The sequence below is a fragment of the Carboxylicivirga sediminis genome, from assembly GCF_018156225.1.
Taxonomy (GTDB): domain Bacteria; phylum Bacteroidota; class Bacteroidia; order Bacteroidales; family Marinilabiliaceae; genus Carboxylicivirga; species Carboxylicivirga sediminis.
Genome location: NZ_JAGTAR010000054.1, coordinates 1 through 24,779 on the forward strand (window position 1 = coordinate 1; position 24,779 = coordinate 24,779).

At 40.2% G+C, this 24,779-nt stretch carries 14 protein-coding genes; all 14 read left to right on the forward strand.

The features are described 5' to 3' along the window. Positions 1 to 1,260 precede the first annotated feature (1,260 nt). The 14 genes from KDU71_RS21725 (at position 1,261) to KDU71_RS21790 (ending at position 24,479) form a co-directional block, all read left to right on the forward strand. Positions 1,261 to 2,145, forward strand: a complete 885-nt coding sequence (locus KDU71_RS21725) for an AraC family transcriptional regulator (protein ID WP_212193231.1) — start codon at positions 1,261 to 1,263, stop codon at positions 2,143 to 2,145. 205 nt (positions 2,146 to 2,350) lie between these two features. Continuing rightward, the gene (locus KDU71_RS21730; protein WP_212193232.1) at positions 2,351 to 3,787 is read left to right on the forward strand and encodes an NAD-dependent succinate-semialdehyde dehydrogenase; all 1,437 of its coding nucleotides are present in this window, start codon (positions 2,351 to 2,353) and stop codon (positions 3,785 to 3,787) included. 41 nt (positions 3,788 to 3,828) lie between these two features. After that, positions 3,829 to 4,851, forward strand: a complete 1,023-nt coding sequence (locus KDU71_RS21735) for an L-rhamnose/proton symporter RhaT (RefSeq protein ID WP_212193233.1) — start codon at positions 3,829 to 3,831, stop codon at positions 4,849 to 4,851. A 37-nt stretch (positions 4,852 to 4,888) separates the two neighbouring features. Then, the gene (locus KDU71_RS21740) at positions 4,889 to 6,019 is read left to right on the forward strand and encodes a mandelate racemase/muconate lactonizing enzyme family protein (protein WP_212193234.1); all 1,131 of its coding nucleotides are present in this window, start codon (positions 4,889 to 4,891) and stop codon (positions 6,017 to 6,019) included. Between the two features lie 11 nt (positions 6,020 to 6,030). Beyond that, positions 6,031 to 8,964, forward strand: a complete 2,934-nt coding sequence (locus KDU71_RS21745; protein WP_212193235.1) for a glycoside hydrolase family 2 protein — start codon at positions 6,031 to 6,033, stop codon at positions 8,962 to 8,964. A gap of 71 nt (positions 8,965 to 9,035) precedes the next feature. Next, the gene (locus KDU71_RS21750) at positions 9,036 to 11,528 is read left to right on the forward strand and encodes a family 78 glycoside hydrolase catalytic domain (protein ID WP_212193236.1); all 2,493 of its coding nucleotides are present in this window, start codon (positions 9,036 to 9,038) and stop codon (positions 11,526 to 11,528) included. Between the two features lie 17 nt (positions 11,529 to 11,545). Beyond that, complete coding sequence (locus KDU71_RS21755) at positions 11,546 to 12,229, forward strand: bifunctional 4-hydroxy-2-oxoglutarate aldolase/2-dehydro-3-deoxy-phosphogluconate aldolase (RefSeq protein ID WP_212193237.1); 684 nt, start codon at positions 11,546 to 11,548, stop codon at positions 12,227 to 12,229. A gap of 83 nt (positions 12,230 to 12,312) precedes the next feature. Beyond that, positions 12,313 to 13,401 carry a sugar kinase gene (locus KDU71_RS21760; protein WP_212193238.1) on the forward strand — a complete coding sequence of 363 codons (1,089 nt, stop codon included), beginning with the start codon at positions 12,313 to 12,315 and terminating at the stop codon, positions 13,399 to 13,401. A gap of 115 nt (positions 13,402 to 13,516) precedes the next feature. Next, positions 13,517 to 14,140: a sulfatase-like hydrolase/transferase gene (locus KDU71_RS23440; protein WP_212193239.1), complete on the forward strand. Its 624-nt coding sequence runs from the start codon at positions 13,517 to 13,519 to the stop codon at positions 14,138 to 14,140. A 36-nt stretch (positions 14,141 to 14,176) separates the two neighbouring features. After that, positions 14,177 to 15,052, forward strand: a complete 876-nt coding sequence (locus tag KDU71_RS23445; RefSeq protein WP_212193240.1) for a sulfatase-like hydrolase/transferase — start codon at positions 14,177 to 14,179, stop codon at positions 15,050 to 15,052. An 11-nt stretch (positions 15,053 to 15,063) separates the two neighbouring features. Beyond that, entirely contained in the window at positions 15,064 to 16,470 is a 1,407-nt protein-coding gene (locus KDU71_RS21775) for a sulfatase (RefSeq protein ID WP_212193241.1), read from the forward strand. A 165-nt stretch (positions 16,471 to 16,635) separates the two neighbouring features. After that, positions 16,636 to 19,002 carry a T9SS type A sorting domain-containing protein gene (locus KDU71_RS21780; RefSeq protein WP_212193242.1) on the forward strand — a complete coding sequence of 789 codons (2,367 nt, stop codon included), beginning with the start codon at positions 16,636 to 16,638 and terminating at the stop codon, positions 19,000 to 19,002. 340 nt (positions 19,003 to 19,342) lie between these two features. Further along, a complete protein-coding gene (locus KDU71_RS21785; RefSeq protein WP_212193243.1) occupies positions 19,343 to 20,932 on the forward strand; it encodes a sulfatase in 1,590 nt (529 codons plus the stop codon). A gap of 421 nt (positions 20,933 to 21,353) precedes the next feature. Beyond that, entirely contained in the window at positions 21,354 to 24,479 is a 3,126-nt protein-coding gene (locus tag KDU71_RS21790) for a glycoside hydrolase family 2 TIM barrel-domain containing protein (RefSeq protein WP_212193244.1), read from the forward strand. The last annotated feature ends 300 nt before the right edge of the window (positions 24,480 to 24,779 follow it).

Here is a 24,779-nt window from a genome sequence, read left to right on the forward strand (position 1 = left end):
AATCTGAATGAGGATATCAGTCAACAACATAATGTGGCAGAATCACATCCGGATAAACTAGCAGAGATGGTAAATGCTTTTAAAGCTATACGTGGCGAAAACTACTCTAAGACGCAGATGCTGGAGTTAAAATAAAATACTCTATACGAATTTTTTCCTATTTAGCCTGAGCACTTTGTGGTCAGGCTTTTTTTTCAATTGGAAGTATTCGAAGATTAGTTTATTTGACAATTGATTTAAATGGTATCGACCTAGGAATTAGTTCTCATCTTCTTTTAATTGATTTATTACACAATGAATAAAACAAAAGCCTGTAAATCAAATGATTTACAGGCTTTGTTGTGATCCCGGCGGGATCGTATCTTAATTGATAAAATGTTCAAATACAGTCTTTTATAAAGTGCTTAAAAATAGGGGTCTCGATATAGTCTCTTCTGATATTTATTCCGTAAGGTTAAAGTTCAGCAATTATACTGAGTAATGCAAATAGCTGAGTTATATAGTTGGTATAATCACAAGGACTAATGAGATAAAGACACCATTATACTTTACGCATTAGGAACATTAACCTCATTGAAGGCACACTAAATGAATTTTTAATGAGTAATTGCTTACCTCTTTAAATGAAAAATCACAACTGCCGAAAGAAAATATAATGGTAAAGATCCGTTTACTATATCTTTGGAATCATCTTGTTTCATTATGTGTTAGTTTATTCCATATCTGATAAGTATCAGTTAAGTTTTTTTATCCGTTAAAGATGTCTTTCCTCACAACCAAGTATCCTTGATTGTGCAGGAACAATATGATTTTTGTTTAATAAAGTTGAAATCAATCCAAAACATGCCCAAACGTTAACTGCTGACTATCGCGTAAAAATAGATATTGATACTTTAAATAAATGGCTATTCTGTCTAGTTTCTGATGCGATGAAGTCTTGAGTTTCCTATTTATAAGTTTAAGTAATTTAGTAGTATATCAGTGTTAATTCATCTCAGGTAATCTAAAGGTTGTGTGAGGCAGAAATAACTAATAATTCAGTATTAATAAGATTTATAAGATTGTTTTAATAAAAAAGTTAATGCTAATAGAATGAAGTTATCGTCTTACCCATCCAATAAAAAAAGAATGAACAGAAAATTAACAAACGATAGCACAAATTGAATTTGTATGTTTTGTGTTATATTCTAATGTAAATTTAACATTGATTGGTTATAGGAAGAGGTAATTTTATTAGCAATTCTTTTTAATCAATTCAACATGAAGCTAAAATATAAATCGACTAATTGTGTTATCAATCAATCAGTTTCTATTGAGCGTATCAAACTGCCTCATAGTGAACAAAACTGGCATTTTCATGCAGAATTTGAGTTGATTTTTCATTTAAAAGGGACAGGAATCCGAATGGTTGGTGACCATTTGGAAAAATTTAATGATGGCGATTTGGTTCTTGTTGGTTCTGGTCTTCCTCATCTGTGGAAAATGCAGGATGATTCTGATGATGTGGATGTCGTTGTTCTTAAATTTGGTGAAGAATTCAGTAAAGGTGCATATTTATCGATACCAGAATTTGACAATATAAGGCGGCTCTTGGATTTAGCTCAACGAGGAATCAGGTTTGGAAATGTGACGCTTTCCAAAGTACGTGAATTGCTGGTTGCAATTTCTTCATGCAGTGGAGCCATACGTATCATAACCTTGTTAAAGATTTTATCGATACTGGCCGATGGGATTGATAAAGAATTATTGGCATCTACTCACTTTATAATATCGGATTCAAAATCTGATGACCAACGTCTCAGTAAAGTAATTGATTATGTTGTAAATAACTATTTACAGCAGGTGTCATTAGATGAAATTTCCAGAGAAGCTGCCATGACACCAAATTCGTTATGTCGATTTTTTAAGGATCGGACAAATAAAACGATTTTTCAGTTTATCAATGAATTTAGAGTTGGAAAGGCATGTGAATTACTTATAAATGGAAACATGTCAATCTCAGAGGTTTGTTACGAATCAGGTTTTCATTCGTTAACCAGCTTTAACCGTGTTTTTAAGGAAATCAAGAAAACTACGCCAAGGGATTTTCGAAGCAGATACTATCCGATCTATAAGGAATGTCATACGAATGCCTGTTCTGCTTGATAAACAGGATGTTTTTTTAGAAGAGTTGTTTTGTTTGGATTGCAAATTAGATTTTTTGTGGGTTCTAATGAATCCGCCAGTCTGATTTATTTTATCTGGTTAATAACTGGTTATTGTTGGATAAAAAATGCAAAGTATCGACCTGGACTACAGTGTACATTTGTTTCGTGGTAAAAACGGAGAAAACATATAAAAGTTAGGGATAATGAATTTTGGATACCAGAAATTATACATAGGAGGCGAGCTAATTGACTCCAGTAAACAATTTAAAACTGATGTAATTTGTCCGGCTACAGGAGAATCGGTTGCGGTAATCGCAGAAGCAGCCAAAGAAGATACCGAAAGAGCTATTGAAGCCGCCCGTAAAGGCTTTTCTTACTGGTCAAAGTTACCATTGACAGAACGCACCTATTGGATGATGAAGTTGCGTCAGGCTGTATTGGAGAATGAAGAACTGCTGCGTCAGGCCATGGTCCACGAAATGGGAAAAACCTATGAAGGTGCCTGGGAGGATATTGAGGCAGTTGTCAATGGTCTAGAGTGGTATCCGAATGCTATGAAGAATATGCGTGATGAGCAAATTACTGATTATGAAGGAACACACACGCATAAGATGGTGCATCAGCCAGCCGGTGTGGCGGTGGCCTATCTGGCATGGAATTTCCCATTACTTAATGTAGGTTTTAAGTTGGGGCCGGCTTTAGCTGCCGGATGTAGTTTAATTATCAAGCCTTCTTCGTTGTCACCCTTATCGGCTTATTTGTTAGGCAAGATTATGCATGATATCAACTTCCCGGCTGGGGTTGTCAATATTATTGCCGGAAGCATTGATAACGTCGCAGATATATTAACAAAAAGTAAACAAACGAATGTGTTGACTATGATTGGTTCAACACAAACCGGTTTAAGAGTGATTGCCGATAGCACTACATCCATCAAGAAGTTAAGCATGGAATTGGGTGGTAATTCACCATTTATTGTTTTTGAAGATGCTGACTTTGATAAAGCATTGGATTTGGCGATAGGGCTAAAATTTGGTAATAGCGGACAAATATGTGTGGCAGCCAATCGCATATTTGTTCATGAAGACATTTACGATAAGTTTCTATCTGCTTATGTTGAACGGGCAAAAGCACTAAAACTTGGTTTTGGAAAAGATGAGAAACCAGATATGGGACCTGTAGTAACGCTCAATGATCGTGACAGGATGTTCGACTTGATTCATGAGGCTGTTTCGAAAGGAGCTGTGGTTGAAACAGGTGCTAAAATACCGGAAGGTAAAGAGAAAGGGAACTGGATTGAGCCAACGGTTCTATCAAATGTGAACACAAAGATGCGTGTGGCGAAGGAAGAGATTTTTGGTCCGGTAGCAGCTCTGTATAAATTCTCTACAGACGATGAAGTGCTTGAAATGGCTAACGATACAGAATACGGTTTGGCATCATACATTTTCACCAATAACCATGCACGTATTGAACGATTCAGTGCAGAATTGGAATTTGGAGAGGTACAGGTTAACGGTGTTAAATACTCTATTTATCTGCCACATGGAGGTATTAAAAATAGTGGAATTGGTCATGATTGCTCTCACCTGGCATTGGATGATTACCTCGTGAAAAAACGAGTGTCTGTTGCCAAATAAAACTTATTCAACTCATAAATCTACCGTTAAAGAATTACCTTATGGAAGCAATGTTCTTACCTTTTTTATTAATCGTATTTGCCAGTATTTTTCAGGGATCATTTGGTTTGGGGATGAAATATATGGCTCCCTTAAAATGGGAGTCGTGGTGGTTGGTGCATGTACTTATAGCCATGATTATTTTACCATTAGGTTGGGGGTATGTCGCTGTGCCTGATTTGCTTGGTGTTTTAGGTGCATCCTTTTCTAACCCAGAGATGCAAAGTGTTGTTTTTATTGCCATGTTGTTTGGTTTTCTGTGGGGAATTGGCGGAATCTTATTCGGTGTTAGTGTGCCATACATTGGGTTATCATTAACCATGGGTATCGTGATGGGTTTAGCCGGTTCTGTTGGAGCCTTAATTCCTTTATTACGAATGGACAATTCAACGTCTTTACCTCAATTTCCGTATGTGATTGCTGGATTGGTTATTACTTTAGTTGGTGTGGCTATTACCGCCAAAGCAGGTATTGATAAAGATAAGTTGACTTCGGAAGCATCGGGTGATAAATCCAATATTCTGAAAGGAATACTGATTGCCGTTAGTTGTGGGGTCTTATCAGCCTTATTAAATGTGGGATTTGTTGAAGCAGCACCCATCGCAAAGCTTGCAGAAAGCATGGGGGCCATCGACAGAAATGCCAGTTTGGCAGCATGGGTAGTTGTATTAATGGGGGCCTTTATTATGAACGCGGGTTACGCCATCTTTTTGCTGGTCAAAAATAAATCATGGAGCTCTTTCAAGGTTGAGGGTTCAGGCAAAGCCTATCGCTGGGCCATATTAGCAAGTGTTTTTTGGTTTGGAGCGCTGGGGGTATATGGCCAGGGAGCCGCATTAATTGGTCCTATTGGCGGTGTAATCGGATGGCCCATGTTACTAGGATTGTCCTTAATTGTAAGTAATTTCTGGGCCTATAGGGCCGGAGAGTGGAATGGGGCGGCTAAGCCATTCCGATTATTATTAATGGGACTTGCAGTACTAATTATTGCAAGTATAATCCTGGGATATGCCAATATGGTATAAGGAGGAACCCACCTGAAAATAACAAGAAAATAAGTTGATGAAGATAGTTAAAATAGAACCCTATGTCGTTAGTCAGGAACTAAATAAACCGTTTTACTTCTCTCAATGGGAATACAAAACACGCACTATCTGTTTGGTTAAAGTAACTGCCGAAGATGGTACCTATGGCTGGGGCGAAGGGTATGGTCCTGCTCATTTGGTGAAAGCCGGAATAGAGTTCTTTAAACCGTTTATTACAGGAATGAATGCTCTAGAACATGAAACAGTGTGGCAAACGATGTACCGTCGATCACTTGATTATGCGCGACGTGGTGTAATACTTGCGTCCCTAAGTGCAATAGATATTGCGTTATGGGATATTAAAGGAAAGCATTATAAGATGCCGATTTCAAGCCTACTAGGGGGTAGGAAGCGCGAAAAGATAAAGCCTTATGCCACAGGTCTGTATTTTACACAATGTCAAAATCAGAAGCAGGAATTAGTTGATGAGGCAATTGACTACAAGCAGCAAGGTTTTAAAGGATTAAAGATGAAGGTTGGTTTGGGTATTTCCAGGGATGTTGAATATATAAAGGCCATTCGTCAAGCCATTGGAGAGGATATGGAGCTGATGATTGATTCCAATCATGCCTATTCATTGAAAGAAGCCATGTTATTGGCACGAAAAATTGAGCATCTGGATATTGCCTGGTTTGAGGAACCGGTTTCTCCTGAGCACTATAACTGTTATAAGCAGTTGCGCGACAAAACCCATATTCCAATTGCAGGAGGCGAATGCGAATATTTACGTTATGGATTCCTGCAATTATTTCAAAATCAATCTGTGGATATCGCTCAGCCTGATATTGCAGCCGCCGGAGGATTAACAGAGGTGAAAAAAATTGCTGCCATGGCCAATACCTTTGGTGTTGAAGTAGTGCCTCACAGCTGGGGTACTGGCATTGCTTTGCATGCTGCTATGCATCTAATTGCCAATCTGGATGTAATTCCTGGTCGTATGTTCGATTCAACCCCATGGATGGAATTAGACAGAACAGAAAATGAGTTACGCGATGTATTGATTGAACCCTTGATTGTGCCTGAAAATGGCTATCTGCAGGTGCCTGAGCGGCCTGGTTTAGGAGTAGATGTGAATATGGATGTATTGGCCAAATACGTAGTTGATTAATTAAATGACTGATGATAAAGTACTTTACAAACATTGTTGCCTTGCTGTTATTAATTTCATCAGCGGCATGCGCTCAAAACAACAGCAATACCATTTCCTTAAATGGAACCTGGAACATCGTTTTTGATGATGCAAATGAAGGAGTAGTGAAGAAGTGGTTTCTGAATGAAGAATTCAGCAAGCTGGAAAGTAAGCACATTGAGGTTCCCTCTTGTTGGGAGGAGACAGAGGAAAACTACGAAGGAGTTGGGTTTTATACCAGAAACTTTACTATTCCGGCCAACTGGGAAGGTAAAATTGTGGAGATTGATTTCGATGCTGTGAATTATTATTCAGAAGTATGGATAAACGAACAGGTGGTTGGTTTTCATGAAGGAGGATATACACCATTTAGTTTTCGTATAGATAAGTTGCTGAAATTTGGCGAGGAAAATACCATCATGGTAAGAGTGGTAAGTCCCATCATACTAACAGATAAGCGCATTGATGGCATGGGCCGTCAGGAAGTGCCCATGTGGCGTGGTGCCATCAATGGTGGAATCTGGCAAGGCGTAAACCTGAGCGCCAAGGGACATACGCATTTGGCCGATGTGTTTATTGAGCCGCGTATTGCATCTAATGAGGCAGTATTGAATATGACCGTTAATAATGCGGATGCCTTTACAAACAACAGATTAGTTGAGGTTAGCATAGAAGATGCAAAAGGAAGAGTCGTGGCTTACAGGAAAGAGAGCATCGTGGCTTTACCCGGTAAAAACAAATTGAGCTGGTCAATGAAAATTGAGGATGCCAAATATTGGTCAATGGATAATCCTTACTTATATAAGGCCAATGTTAGCGTATTGGATGACAAAGTACTTGAAGATAAGTGGTCGCACAAATTTGGGATGCGTGAGTTTTCTGTCGAAAATGATCAGTTCACACTTAATGGTGAGCCACTTTATCTAAAGGCGACATTCTTTGAGGGATTATATCCTGTTAAATTGGCTTATCCCGATAGTCGTGAGATGGCCATTAAAGAAATTACTCTGGCCAAAGAAGCCGGTTTTAATATGATTCGTCCCTGGCGAAAGCCGGCCCCTCCTATGTGGTTGGACTTGTGTGACTCGCTTGGTGTTCTGACCGTAGGAAGTTTAGTGACTGAGTGTATGCTCAGGCCAATATCAACGCCTCGTTTATCTTATGTGGTTGAAAATGAGTTAAGAGAAACCATTCTCAATAACCGTAACCGCACCTGTATTGTGCAATGGGAATTGTTTAACGAGATTAACCGCCCCATCTTAACGCAGATGCTCAATTCAATGTCGGTTTTAGCGCGTGAATTGGACCCTACCCGTATGATTCTCGATGAGTCAGGAGGTTGGGGCGAAGGTGCCAATATTTACCTGCCTTATGAGCAAACCCCTATGAAATTCAATGACATTCACCATTACAGTGGCTCGCAGGTTTGTGAAGCAGAATTTAATGGCTACCTGGCAACGGCAAAAACAGATAATGAGAAGAATGAGCAGGGTTTGGCCGGGGTTAAAACTTATGGAAAACATGTGGTGCCGGGCATGATGACTTACCTGTCGGAGGTAGGCTATGGGAGTACGCCGGATTTGATTAGCAATATGGAGGACTTTAAGAAGAAAGGTAACCCCATTGTTGCACCATCGGTGTATCACAAAGAACTGAATGAAGGTTATGTGTCAGCTCTTCAAAAAGTGGGATTTGATAAGATTTATCCGAATGTGCAGGACCTTTACCTGGAAGAGCAAAAAATACATGGGATAGCTAATAAGCGCATGTTAGAAGCTATCCGCTTAAATTCAACTGTGAAAGGTTATTGTGTGCATGCCCTGGTTGGTGGTGACTGGGTTATTGGCGCGGGACTTCTTGATTTATGGCGTAACCCGAAGACTTTAGTTTACGATTTGACCAAAGCTGCCAATCAACCTCAGATTGCACCTGTACGCATTTTGCCTCGCAATGTTTATGCACAAAAAGGCGCACAGTTACAGGTGTTTGGTGTAAGTGAGAAAGCAGATGAAAAGGCTGTAATCGAAGTGCAGATTTTAGATGCCAACAAAAAGGTGATGTGGTCAGAAACGCTAAACACCATATTTACATCAGGTATTTCCTCTTTTATAGATGTCAAACTGGATACCAAAGACTACTCAGGCACCTATACGGTAGAGGTAAGCGTAAGTAATGAAACTGGTGAGATTATTACCAAAAATGAACAGCCTTTCGATGTTTTTACCAATGCACAGCTAATTGCGCCTAAAGCCAAAGTTGCAGTAGTGGATGATGAGGGAAGTCTGAAAGCATTCCTGGATGCTAAAGGAGTTCAATACCTCGAGTTTACAAAAGAATTGAATAAATCCATTCCGGTCTTAATAGGTAAAGGTCAAAAAAAGGATAAGCGCTATCAACAGATTGCTATGGATGTAAAAGCCTTTGTTGAACAAGGGGGGTATGCTGTTTTTTTAGAAACCATTGGCAATAAAATACCTGGGTTTGACCGGGTACTGCACGAAGTGGATGAGGATGCTTTACCACTTAATGCCGAACTGCATGCCAAGTGGGCCACACGTGGCGGTTGGGCGGCCAAATCACATATCGTAACAGAGCATTCGGTATTTGATGGATTGCCAACAAACCAGATAATGCATGGCGTATATGAAAATGTGCATCCAGTTGAATCCATGTCAAAAATTAAGGGACAGTACATTGCAGGTATGATTGGTTACGACCATTTCCCAAATAACGATGTAATGGTCCGTCATTACAATGGACCGGGCGAGGTATGGTGGGCCGCTGATGTGTTGGAGGCCAACATTGGAAAAGGACAAATGCTGATGTCAACCTTACGCATTATCGATTTTCTGGACAAAGACCCGGTGGCTGACAAGTTGCTTTTCAATATCATGAATTATTCAGTTGATAAAACGCAGCAATAATTACTAATAATACAATGCTGTATATAGCTGTGGCTATGGTGCAGCATTGATGTCTAAAAAATAAATTAATAGTGAGATATTTTTTTTTTAGTATTCTATTTAGCCTTCTTTTTTTCAAGGCATCAGCTATTGAAAAGCATTGGGCAGCCAAATGGATTTGGGCTGAGGAGGAACTGCAGGCTGAAGCTGTTTTGGCTCGCAAGAGTTTCGAGCTGAGTGCCTCACCTAAGCAGGCAATAGTGAAAATTACAGCTTCAGATTTTTATCAACTATACATCAATGGTCAATATGTCAATCGGGGAGCTGCGCGCAGTACCGCTCATCATCAGTCCTATGATTGTATAGATGTTAAAGGTTTTTTACGGGAAGGAAAGAACCTGATAGCCGTTAGAGCGGTATTTGAACCTGGGGCTCAATCCTATCAGTTTGAATCACGAGCCGGCTTATTGGTGCAGATGGAGGTGGACAATCAGGTGATTGTTTCCGATGATTCATGGCGATTGATGGAAGATAGCAGCTGGGATAAGGAGTCTCCTGTCATCAGCCGTTTTCAGCGTGATGTATGTGATAATGTAGATATGCGATCCTACAGCCATGCTTGGTTTACTGGAGACTTTGATGATTCTTCTTGGTCTTTCGCCCATGAACTGATGCGTAATGCAGGTTGGCCAGCGCATCAGAAAGGTGTACGAGCTACTGCTTCAATAAATCCATGGATTAAGTTGGTAAAGCGCGATATTCCTATGTTAAAGGAAGAGTTGCTGTTGAAGCCCACACTTATTCTTACAAAAAACTACATTGAATATCCTCAAGGATTGGTAGGTGAAAAAATCCTTTTGGATGGAACAATTGATAAAGCCATTAGCAAAGGCAATAGCAAAAACGAAAATTTTAAACTGAATTTTAAAACAGGGGTGAAGGGCAGCCTGTTGCTATTTGATTTTGGCGAAGTGATGAATGGCTTTCCCCTGATTGACATGGAAGGGAAATCAGGCACACAAATAAGAGTATTGTGTGCACCATATGTGTTGAATAACCATTTTTGTGCCAGTCTGGTGGATGCAAAATACGAAGACCGCATCACACTATCAGGGAAGAGGGACTTATGGGAGGCATCTTATTTCAAACCATGTCGATATATGGCCGTCTGGGTAGAGAATTCCGGATATCCGGTCACAATAAATCAAATAGCATTGCGACATATTTCATACCCTTTTGAACAGAAAGGACTCATGGAATCGGCAGATGCCCCATGGGTAAAAGATTTCTTTACAGCTTCAGCCAAAACGATTGAGATTTGCACCACGGATGCCATTACTGATAACTATCGCGAGCGTCGCCAGTATGCCCAAACAGGGTATTATGGTGCCTTGGGCAATTATTACACCTTTGGTGACATGGCTTTGCAGCGCCGTTATTTGATACAGATTGCTCAGGAGCAAATGGCCGATGGTATTATGCCGGCGTATGCCCCACTGGCAATAAGCGACTATATGGTAATATTGGATTCTAATTGTTTTTGGCTAAAAAGCTTATGGAACTATTATTTGTATAGTGGTGATGAAAAAACTGTTAGGCAGTTATTGCCAGCAGCAGAACGTCTTTTAGAACTCTTAGATGGTTTTACGAATGAAAATTGTTTGATTGATAATCCGCCCTATGCCTATTGGCTCGACCATGCAGTCAATGATCGTAGTGGTGCTAATTTTACATTAAATGCTCATTACCTGGAAGCCCTGGAGAATTATGCAGAGTTGTTGAATTGGTTAAAGCTTGATGATTCTGATAGCTATAAGTCAAAAGCGCAGATTTTAAGAAGCAGTCTTCAAAAGCTGTTCTGGAATGATAAAGCTGGTTTATTTGTGGATGCTGTCATTGATGGAGAGCAATCATACAAAGTGAGTGAGCACGCCAATGCTATGGCTTTAGCCTTAAATATTGCTATAGAAGAACAAGGCGAACGAATTGCTCAGAGGCTATTAAAAAAAGATGACCATAATTTTGTGATGCGAACATCAGGAATGGCTGTTGTTACCCCAGCAATGTCTTATTATCTGCATAAAGGTTTGTGTGAATATGGCTTTGTCAGAGAGTCATTTGAATTGTTTACAAGGCGCTTCAGGCACATGCTGGCTGATGATACTAACCAAACGCTTTGGGAAGAGTGGTGGTTGCATGGCTCAGGTCGAACAGGTGAATTTATGCCTGGTAAAACCCGCAGTGATGCACAAACAGAGAGTGCTTTTCCGCCGGCCTTGTTTGCCGGGTATTTATTTGGCTTGAAACCTGTTGAACCAGGACTAAAGAGATGGGCATTAAATTACATCGATTCGGGTGTCGAAAATCTGAAGGGGGTTATACCGGTTGGAAATGCTCAAATGCAAATTGAGTGGAAGGCTGGCAAGAAGCAAAGTCTCAAGTTGGTCATTCCTCAGGGTATTCAAATTGATGTGGATATAAAAAGCTTGGATGCAAAGGGGACTGTTTGGGTAAATAAGCAGGAGTTAGGAGGAGATGCAACAACATTGAACCTGACAGAAGGAGAGTATAACATTATATTTTAATCATTACAATTACAAAGATGCAACCAATTACACAAAAGGCCATGGCGCCTGATATAATAAAAAAAGTAGACGATGCCGGCGTTATTGCCGTACTGGTAATTGATGAAGTGAAGCATGCGATGCCTGTGGCCAAAGCCTTATTGGCAGGTGGGGTGTCAGCCATTGAACTAACGCTTCGTACACCTGTAGCCTGGGAGGCTGCCAAGGCTATTAAAGACGAGCTGCCTGAGATAACCCTTGGTTTTGGTACGGTACTAACTGTTGAACAAGTGTTTAACGCGGCAAAAGTAGGGGCTGATTTTGCGGTGGCGCCAGGTTGCAATCCCAGAGTAATTGCTGCAGCTCAGGATTGCGGTTTATCCTTTGCTCCAGGCGTAGTAACACCAACTGACATAGAAATGGCGTTGGAACAAGGCTGTCGTGTTTTGAAATACTTCCCGGCAGAAACATCCGGGGGCATGATGCACCTCACCAATATGGTGGCGCCCTATAACTATTTAAATCTGAAGTTTATACCGCTTGGTGGTTTAAACATCAATAACGCTGCCAACTATATAAAGTCGCCATTGATTACGGCTATTGGCGGTTCATGGATTGCCAAGCAGGAGTTTATTAAAGGTGAACAATGGACAACCATTACACAGAATGCAAAAGAGATCAGTCAGTTGATCAGGAATATTAGAAGTAATAAAAAAGATTAAAGACAAATGTATCAGGACACAAGAAGAAATTGCTTGGATTTGTAATTAAATCATCTTGATACTAATATCTTGAAACTAAATAAATGAAAACAATAGTAACTTTTGGAGAGATTATGGGGCGAATGGCCTCACCAGCAAATTTGCGATTAAGACAAACACGCGAATTTGAAATCACTTATGCCGGGGCAGAAGCCAGTGTGGCTGCTTCTATCTGTAATTTGGGCGGTAATGCGCGTTATGTAACAGCGTTACCCAAGCATGCATTAGCCGAAGCAACCATGGATGCGGTGCGTGCTGTAGGTATTGATACTAACTATGTACTACGCACCGATAAAGGCCGACTAGGACTTTATTTTCTGGAGACAGGCGCCAATCAGCGCCCAAGTAATGTGATTTATGACCGTGAAGATTCAGCTGTGGCCATTACTCCGGCCGACCAATATGACTGGGACGGTATTTTCAATGGTGCGCAATGGTTACATTTGAGTGGTATTACGCCTGCGCTTTCAAAGAATGCATCGGAAGCCACCTTGGTGGCAGCGCAAAAGGCCAAAGCAGCCGGTGCATTGGTTTCTATTGACTTAAATTTCCGTGGCAAACTATGGAAATGGGATGATTCCAAATCAGCGCGTGAACTGGCACAGGAAACCATGCGTCAGATTTTACCATTTATTGACGTGGTCATTGCCAATGAGGAAGATTGTCACGATGTGTTAGGAATTCAGGCTGGTGATACGAATGTGCATTCAGGGGCCATAGATACGGCTCGCTATCCCGATGTGGCACGTCAGGTAGTGAAGCAATTTCCCAATGTGAGTAAGGTAGCCATTACCTTACGAGAGAGCTTATCAGCTTCTCATAATAACTGGGGAGCTATGCTCTACGATGCCAAATCAGATACCTCGTTTTTTGCACCTTTGGATGCAGAGGGGAATTATCAGTCATATAAAATCAAAAATATTGTTGATCGCGTAGGGGGTGGGGATTCTTTTGCAGGCGGTTTAATCTTTGCGCTAACAACCTCAGAATTGTCAGAACCTCAGGTTGCTATACAATATGCGGTGGCAGCATCGTGTTTGAAACATTCTATTAAAGGAGATTTTAATTTTTCTACACGAGCTGAGGTTGAAGCGTTAATGGGAGGAAGTACATCTGGTCGTGTCGTGCGGTAATCAATATAGGGAGTAAAATAACTTTGTGTTATTAATTGAATGATTTCTGTCACTTTTAAAACAGTTGTGTTAACATCTTTGGGAGATCGTAATTATTGACTACAATTCAGGACAAATGAAATATCTTTTATTTTTTATTTTATATACAGCAGTTATTCCAACCTGCTTAAGTCAGGTTGAGAAACCCAATGTGATCCTTATTATGTGCGATGATCTAAACGACTACCAGGGTGTTTTTGGCGGTCATCCACAGGCACAAACACCTCATATTGATGCCATGGCAGCTGCTGGTGTACAGTTTATCAATGCGCAATCCAATGTGCCGGTTTGCCAGCCATCGCGCAACAGTCTCTTCACTGGCGTATATCCGCATGATTCCAACGATTTTGGCTGGACAGGTCGTACGAAGCAGTCGGTATTAAAGCACAATAAGACTCTGATGCAGCTATTTCAGGATAATGGCTATTACACACTGGGAACAGGCAAACTGCTACATGGTAATCATGAACAACAGACTTGGGATGAGTGGGGGATGAATACCAAACACAATTACGGACCTTTTCCTTTTGATGGTGAGAAAATGGTGGCCCACCCGAAAGTGCCACAGCCCTATCAGTCAATTGGACCTGTTGATGGCTCATATGGCCGTTTATCAACTTGTGATTCATGGGTATATGGAAGGGATAAGAAGCCATTTAATTATGAGAGTGAGGATAAGCGCGACCTGATGCAGGATTAGTTGCATGCGCAATGGGCGAGTAATAAACTGAAAGAAATGGAGGCGAAAGATAGTTCTCAGCCTTTTTTTATGGGTGTTGGATTTATCAATCCGCATACCCCCTTACATGCACCTGATCGTTTCTTTGATATGTTCCCAATTGAGGAACTGGAGCTGGCTCCCTGGTTAGAAAATGATGCTGAAGATACCTTCCTGAAGTATAATATCAATCCTAATAACAAAGGCTTTAGATACTATCGTACAATACTTGAGTCTTATAATGGCGACCGTGAGTTAGCATTAAAGCATTTCTTACAGGCTTACCTGGCTTGTGTGGCTTTTGTTGATGAACAGGTTGGAAAGGTGTTGGATACCTTGGAAAAAACCAAATTTAAGGATAACACTATTGTGATTCTGACAGCCGACCATGGTTGGCAGATGGGAGAGAAAAATTACCTGTTTAAGAATTCGCCATGGGATGAGAGTGCCCGTGTGCCAATGGTGATAATGGCACCTGATGCCCATGTTGGAGCAAAGGTAGAGCAGCCTGTTTCTTTGGTAGATATTTATCCAACCTTATTGGATTACTGTAATTTATCAGGAAGTAATACAATAAATGAAGAAGGTGGGAAATTAGGAGGCTATAGCATGGTTCCCTTGTTAGATAATGATGAAGAAACAAATTGGCGTGGACCGAGGGGAGCATTAACAATTGTTGGAAATATCGGGTCTTCGACTACTATTGAAGAACAACATTATTCGTACCGTACAAAAGATTGGAGATATATTCGTTATGCAGATGGTATGGAAGAGTTGTACCACCATAAAAATGATCCTCATGAGTGGAAGAACTTAGTTGATGATAATAAGTACAAGATGGTAAAACTTAGCTTGTATAAAGAGGTTTGCGAAATATTAGGTGTAAAACTATAGAAACAGAGATTATGAAAAATATTAATATTGTAGCTATTGTTCTTGCTGTAGTTTGTTCATCAGCCATAGATACTTACGCAAAAGTAAAAAAGCTTAAACCCAATTTAATTGTTATCATGGCCGATGACCTTGGCTATGCTGATGTGGGCTTTAATGGTTGTAAGGATATTCCAACACCTAACATTGACCGAATAGCCAGCGAAGGCGTGAAGTTCACTAATGGTTATACTTCCTATTCGGTATGTAGTCCTAGTCGAGCTGGTTTTTTAACAGGTCGTTATCAGCAGCGTTTTGGTTTTGAACGTAACCCGCAATATTGTCCTGATGATCCTGATATGGGACTGACCACCGATGAAATGACCATAGCGGAATCATTGGCTCAGGAGGGTTATCAATCTACTGTCATTGGAAAATGGCACATGGGAGCTCATAAGGCAACACATCATCCTCTTAACAGAGGTTTTGCCGAATTCTTTGGGCATCTGGGCGGAGGTCACCGTTATTTTCCTGAGGAATTAACCATCAAAGATAGTTATGCCATATCAGGTGAACATGATAGCTATCGCACCTGGATAATGCGAAATCATACGCCTGAAAAAACAAGTAAATACCTGACGGATGAGTTTTCTGATGAAGCGGTCAGCTTTATTAAACGTCATGCTAATGAACCTTTCTTCCTGTTTCTATCCTACAATGCACCCCACGGACCATTGCAAGCTACGGATGAATACCTTCAGCGCTTTCCTGATATTAAAGATACCAAGCGTAAAACCTATGCCGCCATGGTAAGTGCTCTGGACGATGGTGTTGGTCGCGTGCTTGAAACATTAGAAGAATTAGCCATTGATGATAATACAATCATCTTTTTCTTATCGGATAATGGCGGCCCTGAGACAAAGAATGCATCCGATAATGGGCCTCTGCGTGAAGGAAAAAGCTCACATTATGAGGGTGGATACCGTGTGCCATTTGCTATGCGCTGGAAAAGTCAGGTTGATGCAACGGTTTATGATTTTCCAATATCATCACTCGATATTTTTGCTACTATCTCGGCATTGGCTAAATCGCCCATTAATAAGAATAAACCCTTGGATGGCGTTAACCTTATTCCATATGTTACTGGAAATAGCAATAAAGCACCACATCAATATATCTATTTAAGAAAGTTTGATCAACAACGTTATTGTGTGCGAGATGGTGATTACAAATTAGTCATGCACAATAATGGGAAAACAAAGGAATTGTATAACCTCAGTGAGGATATTGGAGAGCAAAATAATTTAGCTGACAAAATGCCTGAGAAAGTGAAACAACTGGAATTAATCCTAAATGAGTGGACCTCTGAATTGATAGACCCTACTTTTCTTGGCCTGATACATTCTGAAGCCAGGAAGAAGCAAGGGCGAAAGGCTAAGTAAAATAAAACTAGGAATTAACAAATTCTTCTGAAGAATCAATAAATAAGAAGTTTGGTTAAAAACTGGTTGTTTTTGGATAATAAACGCTCAAACGTATCATCAGTAAACCATTACTTTTGAATATTGCTCAAACCGGGCTTTTAACCGTTAAAAAAGTAATTGAATATGAGGCGAGTTGTTTTGTTAATATACATGGCTGTAATGACTAGCGGCGTTATGGCACAGACAGTTGTTTTCTCTGATGATTTTGAATCATATGCTCTTAATGATGAGTTATCAACACTTGGGTATGTCTTTAGTAAAAAGGCAGATTATCCCGGAACTATTAGCACCTCTGTTCAGAGCAACAATGACAATCAGTACGCTGCCTGTGTAGCCAGCGAAAACGGTCAGACCCTTATGCAGCTGCGTAAGGAAGTTGATGTTACTGCAGGCAAACAATACAAGCTGAGTATTAAAACAACCAGTCCATTTAAACGTCATTTACGCGTTTATCAATCCGATGGCATCACATTATTAAATCAAGGTGAAGATTTTACGCCAACAGAAGCACAGAAGACGCAATGGATAGATCATGAGATGACATTTACAGCAGGAGCCGGTATGAATACGGTGTACGTGGGTGTCTTCCACAATTGGTCGGGCACGCTATTAGTGGATGAAATAAAAGTGGAGGAAGTCGTATTTACCGAGTTAAGCGATTATTACATCAGTAGTTCAGAAGGTGACGATGCCAACGATGGCACCATAGATGCACCTTTCCAATCTTTAGAGAAAATTAGCCAGGCACCACTAAAGCCCGGTAATACCGTTAATTTTAAATGTGGGGATCGTTTCGATGGTCATTTTGTGGTGAATGGTTCGGGTACAACTGATTACCCGATTACCATAACTTCATACGGAGAAGGTAATAAACCAATTATTACCGGCGAAATAGGAGCGGCAGCCGGTGGCGATTATCAGGAAGCCATACTGGTTGAGAATCACGATAACCTTATTTTTGATGGTTTGGAGATTAATAATGAACGAACAGTCAACCGAACAGGCGTGGATGAAACCGATGCCTATGGTATTTATGTCCTAAACACCGGAGCAGAAATCATGCGCAATTTTGTCTTCCGAAACATGACTTTTCAGAAAGTATATGCGCCAAAGCCCATTTTACAAGGTGAGGGGGAAGATGCTTTTAACGGATTAGAGGTAGCTGCCGTTAGGTTCTATACAGCCAAAAACACCGTTGCTGGTCAGGAAAAGAATATCCAGGATGTTCTGATGGAAGACTGTTATTTCACAGACTTACAACGCTTAGGCGTTCATATGAAGCATGCTGGTGGAACCGACGGCATTGGTGATGAAATGATTAATCGAAATATGAACCTGGTCTTTCGTAATAATGAATTTCATTATATAGGTGGAACATGCATATTACCTACAAAAACATACAATTGCTTAATTGAGGACAACCTGTTTAATCACCCAGGTTCCGATGTTGATCCACGTATGCCTAACCGTGGCAGCTCGGTTTGGACCTGGCGTTGTTACAATACTGTTATTCAGCGTAACCGTTGCATTAGCACCAGAGGTTACCTTGATTCACACGGTATTCATATCGATCATGAAAACCACAACACCTTTGTACAGTATAACTATATGGAGGATTGTGAAGGTGGCTTTGTTGAAATTCTGGGTGGTAATGTCAATGCCGTATATCGATTTAATGTTAGTGTGAATGATGGTTGGCGTGAGAATCCTAATTGGACAAACAGCAACCATACCATTTGGATCAATCAAAATGGACCAGGAGGTGTAACACACTATTGCGATTACAGTTATATCTATAATAACACGGTAGTTATTGATGAGCCATATTCAACAGCAATTGACATAAATGGTAAGAATACCCATATTTTCAACAATATTTTCTACTCAGTTAACGGAGCCGGTATAGGTTCCAAGCAAATGATCGTTCAAAATAACGGTACGCCGTTATTTATGAAGAACAATCTGTTTTTTGGTATCATCAACCAGAATTTTAAAAATTTAGATACCAATCCACTGTATGGAGACCCTAAGTTTAAAAGTATGCAGGCAGAAGACATGTATCAATACCAACTTGAAAGTACCAGTCCGGCTATTAATACCGGAGTGGCCAAATTAGGACCACCGGTGCCTGGCGCCGGAACAGGCATTTTCAAGGATGTACCGGAATATCCAACCGTCGATTTCTATGGCAATCCCATCGATTTGTCAACAGGTACACCCAATATTGGTGCATGCAATGCAAAAAATGGAGAAGCAACAGCCATAGATGATGTAAAGCTTAAGCCTCTAATGGTGTATCCCAACCCGACAGATGGAATTATCAATATTGGTGGGCTTGAAAAGAAAAGTTGTGTCAAAGTATTCGACTTAAAAGGAAGAAAAGTGTTGGAAGAGAAGGTAGTAAAACAACTAAATGTTGGTCATATTGATTCAGGCTTATATGTTTTAATGCTTGACGGCTATCAACCACAAAAAATGATAATTAAATAAATACTGTCCTACACCAATTATTAAAGAGGGAATCCGCCTGGGTTCCCTTTTTTTAAATTCAGGAGGTAAAGTTGGTGGATGAACAGTAAGAATAGGTATTAACTGGTAGTTATAACTTATTGCTATTAATGCTAGTAACTAATGGTAGTTGTTAGTTGTAAGGTGCAATAATAGATAGTACTAAGGTTTTGTTTTCAGAGCTTGCACAAGTTAATAATTAACCATTATCGGATAATATACGCATTTTAAATCAGGGACTCTCTTTGTATTTTTAGTTTTCAATAAATGCGAATAAGCAGAATAGATTATGTGGATATACCAAAGATTTCTTTCAATTTTAATGGTTGTATTAGCTCTCTTAGGATGTAAGTCGTCAAACACGGTTTCCATACCGGAACATCCCAATGTTATCTTTATTTTGTGCGACGATCTGAATGATTACCAGGGCGCCTTTGGCGGTCATCCCCAAGCCCACACTCCCAATATTGATAAACTGGCAGCATCAGGTGTGCGCTTTATCAATGCTCAAACCAATATTGGCTTGTGTAACCCTTCACGCAATAGCTTATTTACAGGTGTCTATCCACATCAATCACGTAATTTTGGCTTAGATACTAAATCGACCAAACAGCTATTTAAAAATAATAAAACCATCATGGAGCAATTTTCTGAGATGGGGTACTACGTGATGGGAAGTGGTAAGTTGTTGCATTACAATCAAAAACATCTTTGGGATGAGTGGGGTGTTCAAATTAATAATTATGGCCCTTTCGCATATGATGGCGAGAAACAGGTCGGTCATCCATCGGTTCCGCAACCATTCCGCAGCATTGGTGATATTGATGGTTCCTATGCGCCTTTATCTGATATTCCTAGGTTTAATGAAAATGAAACTATGGGGGATAATGCTGGTTGGGCTTATTCAGCTAAAGATGGTAAAGTATTCAAGTACGTCGATGAGAGAAATAGAGATTTATTACCCGATGAACTGCATGCCCGATGGGCCGCCAAACGCATTAAAGAAATGGATACACAGGATTCTAAGCAGCCCTTCTTTATGGGAATTGGATTCGTTCGTCCACACACGCCCCTGTATGCACCTAAACGATTCTTTGATATGTTTCCCGTCGATGAACTTGAACTGCCGGTGATAAAAGCGAATGATGTTGATGATACCTATTACAAGGACAACTATCCGGTTGAACGAACCAAGGATGATAAGTGGTATACCAACACTTCAAAAGGGCAGATGTACTCAAAGATGCTTACTCAGTCGTACGGTAATAATGAGGAGGAAGGCTTAAAACACTTTCTGCAGGCTTACCTGGCATGTGTTGCCTTTGTTGATGAGCAGGTAGGCGTTGTTCTGGATGCTTTGAACGATAGTCAGTTTGCCAAAAATACGATTGTTGTTTTAACAAGTGATCATGGCTGGCAGATGGGGCAAAAGCAATACTTGTTTAAGAACTCACCATGGGAAAACAGCACCCGTATTCCTCTGGTTGTGAATATGCCAGGAGTTAAACCAGGAACATTAGTGGAACAACCTGTTTCACTGGTCGATATTTACCCGAGCTTGATTGATATTTGTAATCTGGGCAATCACAATAGAAAGAATGAAGAGGGTCTGCCATTGGGTGGATATAGTTTTAAGGCTTTGTTAAAAGATCCAACTTCTGATGATTGGAATGGACCGAAAGGTGCACTTACGGCCATTGCTACCGATGTTGTTGATTACAACATAGAGGCACAAACATTTACTTATCGTACCCAAGAGTTTCGGTATATTACTTATCCTGATGGTTCAGAGGAATTGTATGATTTAAATAATGATCCGTTTGAATGGCATAATCTGGCAAACGATCCTGCATATGCAACATCATTGAGCGAACTAAAAAAGCAAGTGAATGAGATTATCAATGGCCGATAGATAAATCAACCATCATGTACGAGTGTATTGTTCTTTGGGAAACACGAAGATGAAGCACATGGAATGACCAACTAACAAAAAGTATTGGATAAAAAACTACCATTCTTTATTTCTAAATCAAAACCTATGAGGTAGCTAATAATAAAAGTAATTTATCGTCATTGCATGTTGATGAGCAAATTAATGACTATTTCCTGTAGATTTTTAACTCTCTCTATGTGTCACGTAATCAGTATTCTGGACTTTATGAGTGCATGAGAATGCATTCATTGGTAAAAATGAAAAAACACAGAATTAAGCAAAAATGTGCTATTCTTTGGATAAAATAGGCACCTCTTTTTCCTATAAAAACTACATCTTGCCATTGCATATTTAGGCGTGCATTAAGCATTTAATACTCATTGAAAAATCAATCATATAGATGAAGAAGTTAATCATTGCGCACTTATTATTACTTGTCAGTTTAAGTGCATTTTCTGCAAAGAAAGCAGATTGGGACAATGTAAAAGTATTACAGATTAACCGAGAAAAACCGCATGCTACCATGATGGTGTATGGTTCGGAACAGGCGGCTCTTAGTTTCGATAAAAAGCAATCGGCCTATCACCAGTGTTTAAATGGTCAATGGAAGTTTAAGTGGTCGGAGAACCCATCATCGCGCCCGGTTGATTTTTATAAAAGCACATTTAATGATGCAGAGTGGGGAACCATTCCTGTGCCGTCAAATTGGGAACTGGAAGGCCACGGTGTACCAATTTACACCAACATTGAATATCCTTTTGATAAAGAAAATCTGGAAGCTCCAAAAGAATGGAATCCGGTGGGTTCATATCGTCGTAACTTCACATTACCAATTAATTGGGATGGCCGGCAGGTTTACATCAATTTTGATGGTGTTCAATCGGCATTTTACGTTTGGGTCAATGGCAAAAAGGTTGGTTACAGTCAGGGCAGTCGTACGCCAGGCGAGTTTAATATCACGCAATACTTAAAGGTAGGTGATAATCAATTGGCTGTTGAAGTGTATCGCTGGAGCGATGGTTCTTATTTAGAAGATCAGGATTTTTGGCGCTTAAGTGGTATTTTCCGCGATGTGTATTTGTGGTCAACACCATCATCACACATCCGCGATTTTAATATAACAGCCACTCTGGATGAATCAAATACGAATGGTATTTTGAAATTAGAGGGCGAACTTGTTTCAACCGTAGCAAATGCAGTAGTTGTTGAATATCAATTATTAGACTCAGAAGGTCAGGAGCTACTAAAACATTCTATTGATGTAGTTGCAGATAAAGGAATAACCACTTTTAAGGCCGACGAGCACACGCTAAAGAATATTACTAGCTGGAACGCTGAGTCGCCAACTTTATACATGCTTTTAATGTCATTGAAAGATAAAAGCGGGAATGTGTTGGAAGTAATTCCACAGAAAGTTGGTTTTCGTCGCATTGAAATTAAAGATGGCAAGTTATTGGTCAACGGTGTTCAGGTATTATTTAAGGGTGTAAACCGTCACGAGCATTCACCTGAAACGGGACATTATGTTACTACCGAAGATATGATGCGCGACATTGTGTTGATGAAGCAAAATAACATCAATGCCGTTCGTACAAGTCATTATCCAAATGCGCCGGAGTGGTACGACTTATGTGATGAGCATGGCCTTTATCTTATTGATGAAGGAAATATTGAAACCCATGGTTTCGACAATAATAAGAAAAACCGTTTGTCGAATGCTCCAGAATGGAGAGAAGCACATCTCGACCGTGTGAAGCGAATGGTATATCGGGATCGTAATCACCCATCTGTTATTATCTGGTCGTTTGGTAACGAAAGTGGCGACGGACCAAATGTAGAGCATGTTTACAAGTGGGTGCAAAAGGCCGACCCTACTCGTCCTTTCCATTACGAGGGAACATCAGCTCATGGTTACAATACAGCTGATATCTTCTCATTAATGTACGGAACACCGGAGCGTTGTGCGCAGATAATAAACAAACATGCCGATATGCCATTTATCCTATGCGAGTACACACATGCGATGGGAAATAGTAACGGTAACCTAAAAGAATACTGGGACCAGATTTATGCCGATAATAATTTTCAGGGAGCTTTTGTTTGGGACTGGATGGATCAGGGTTTAAAACAAGCTGTGCCAGCTAACTACAGAGCCACTGCTCAGGATGACCATTTCTACGCTTATGGCGGATGGTGGGAAACGTCGCGCGGCATTTACCATGATGAAACGTTTTGTATGAACGGCTTATTGGCTGCTGATTGGACACCACACCCTGGTTTAAATGCCATTAAGTATCATTACCGCAATATTCATGTTGAAGCAATAGATATCGAGAATAATACATATAAAATTACCAACTGGTTCGATTTTACAAATGCTAATGATTTGGTATCAGGCAAATGGGAATTACTTGAAAATGGGAATGTTGTTAAAAGTGGTGACATTAATGATTTGGATATTGCCCCACGCAGTAGTAAGCAGTTTAAATTAGAGTTGGTCAATTTCAACCCAAAGAAGGGCCATGAGTACCACATTAACTTCAAGTTTACCTCAAAGAATGCCTCCTATTATGCCGCTGCAGGTCACTTACTGGCATGGGATCAGTTTGAGTTAGAAAAGAACCAGCTGGCAACCTTAACTAAAGTTCAGTCGGATGCTAAACCTCAAATGCGCGTGAATGGGCGTAAAGTGTATGTGTGGGGCGATGAGTTTTCTATTGTGTTTGATAAATTAACCGGACGACTAGAGAAATATTACATCAACGATGAACAGATTATTAGGCAAGGCGCACATCCTGATTTCTGGAGAGCTTTAACCGATAACGACCGTGGCGGTATTAAAGGCGCATCTGCCAAAGTGCCTAAGTTATATACCTGGGAGAAAGCCAATGCATGGTTAATTAATGAGTTTACCGAGCAAGAAGTAGGCAATACCATTGTAATTACGGCCAAAGGTAACTTACCGGTGATTGATGCTGAATATTCTCAAACTTATACAGTGTATGGCAATGGTGAAGTGGATGTAGCTTGCAGTTACACCGCTGGCGAAATCAAGTTGCCGATGATGATTCGTCAGGGAACAGAGTTGGTGTTGGCAGCTGGTTATGATAATGTTGAGTGGTTTGGAACAGAAGGACCAACATACAACGACCGCAACAATGAATTAGTAGGTGTTTATCAATCAACGGTAGATAAACTTTGGGTGGAGTACTCAAGTCCTCAGGAAAATGGCTATCGCTCTAATACTCGTTGGGTAACAATGACGAATGCATCTGGTAAAGGACTTAAAATTACAGGTGATGAGGTCATTGGTTTTGGTGCCGCTCATTATCCTAAAGCCGAAATGCACCGTGCCGAATACTCATTTGAGCTAACAAAGCATGCTGAAGTATTCCTGAATATTGACCATAAACAAATGGGTATTGGTGGCACAACAAGCTGGATGGATAATGCTTTTCCACGTAAAGAATATCGCTTAAAAAGTGAAGACTATAGTTTTATCTACCGTCTTTCACCAATTAAATAATCATATTTAATAAAGATAGTTAGAGTACCTTTTTTCATAAATTTTAGATTTGTATTAAGTATAAATAACCATTATAAGGAGTGGTTATTTATACTTTTACATTTAACCCAAAACACCACCAGATGCTAATAAAAAGTTCTTTGCCTTTAATGCTCATAATGCTTTTTGGGATGTTTACATCATGCCAGACTAAGCCATTAGAAAAACCAAACATCCTTTGGATAACCATTGAAGATACTTCGCCACATTTTATCGGCTGTTATGGTAATGATGATGCCCGAACACCAGTTATTGATCATC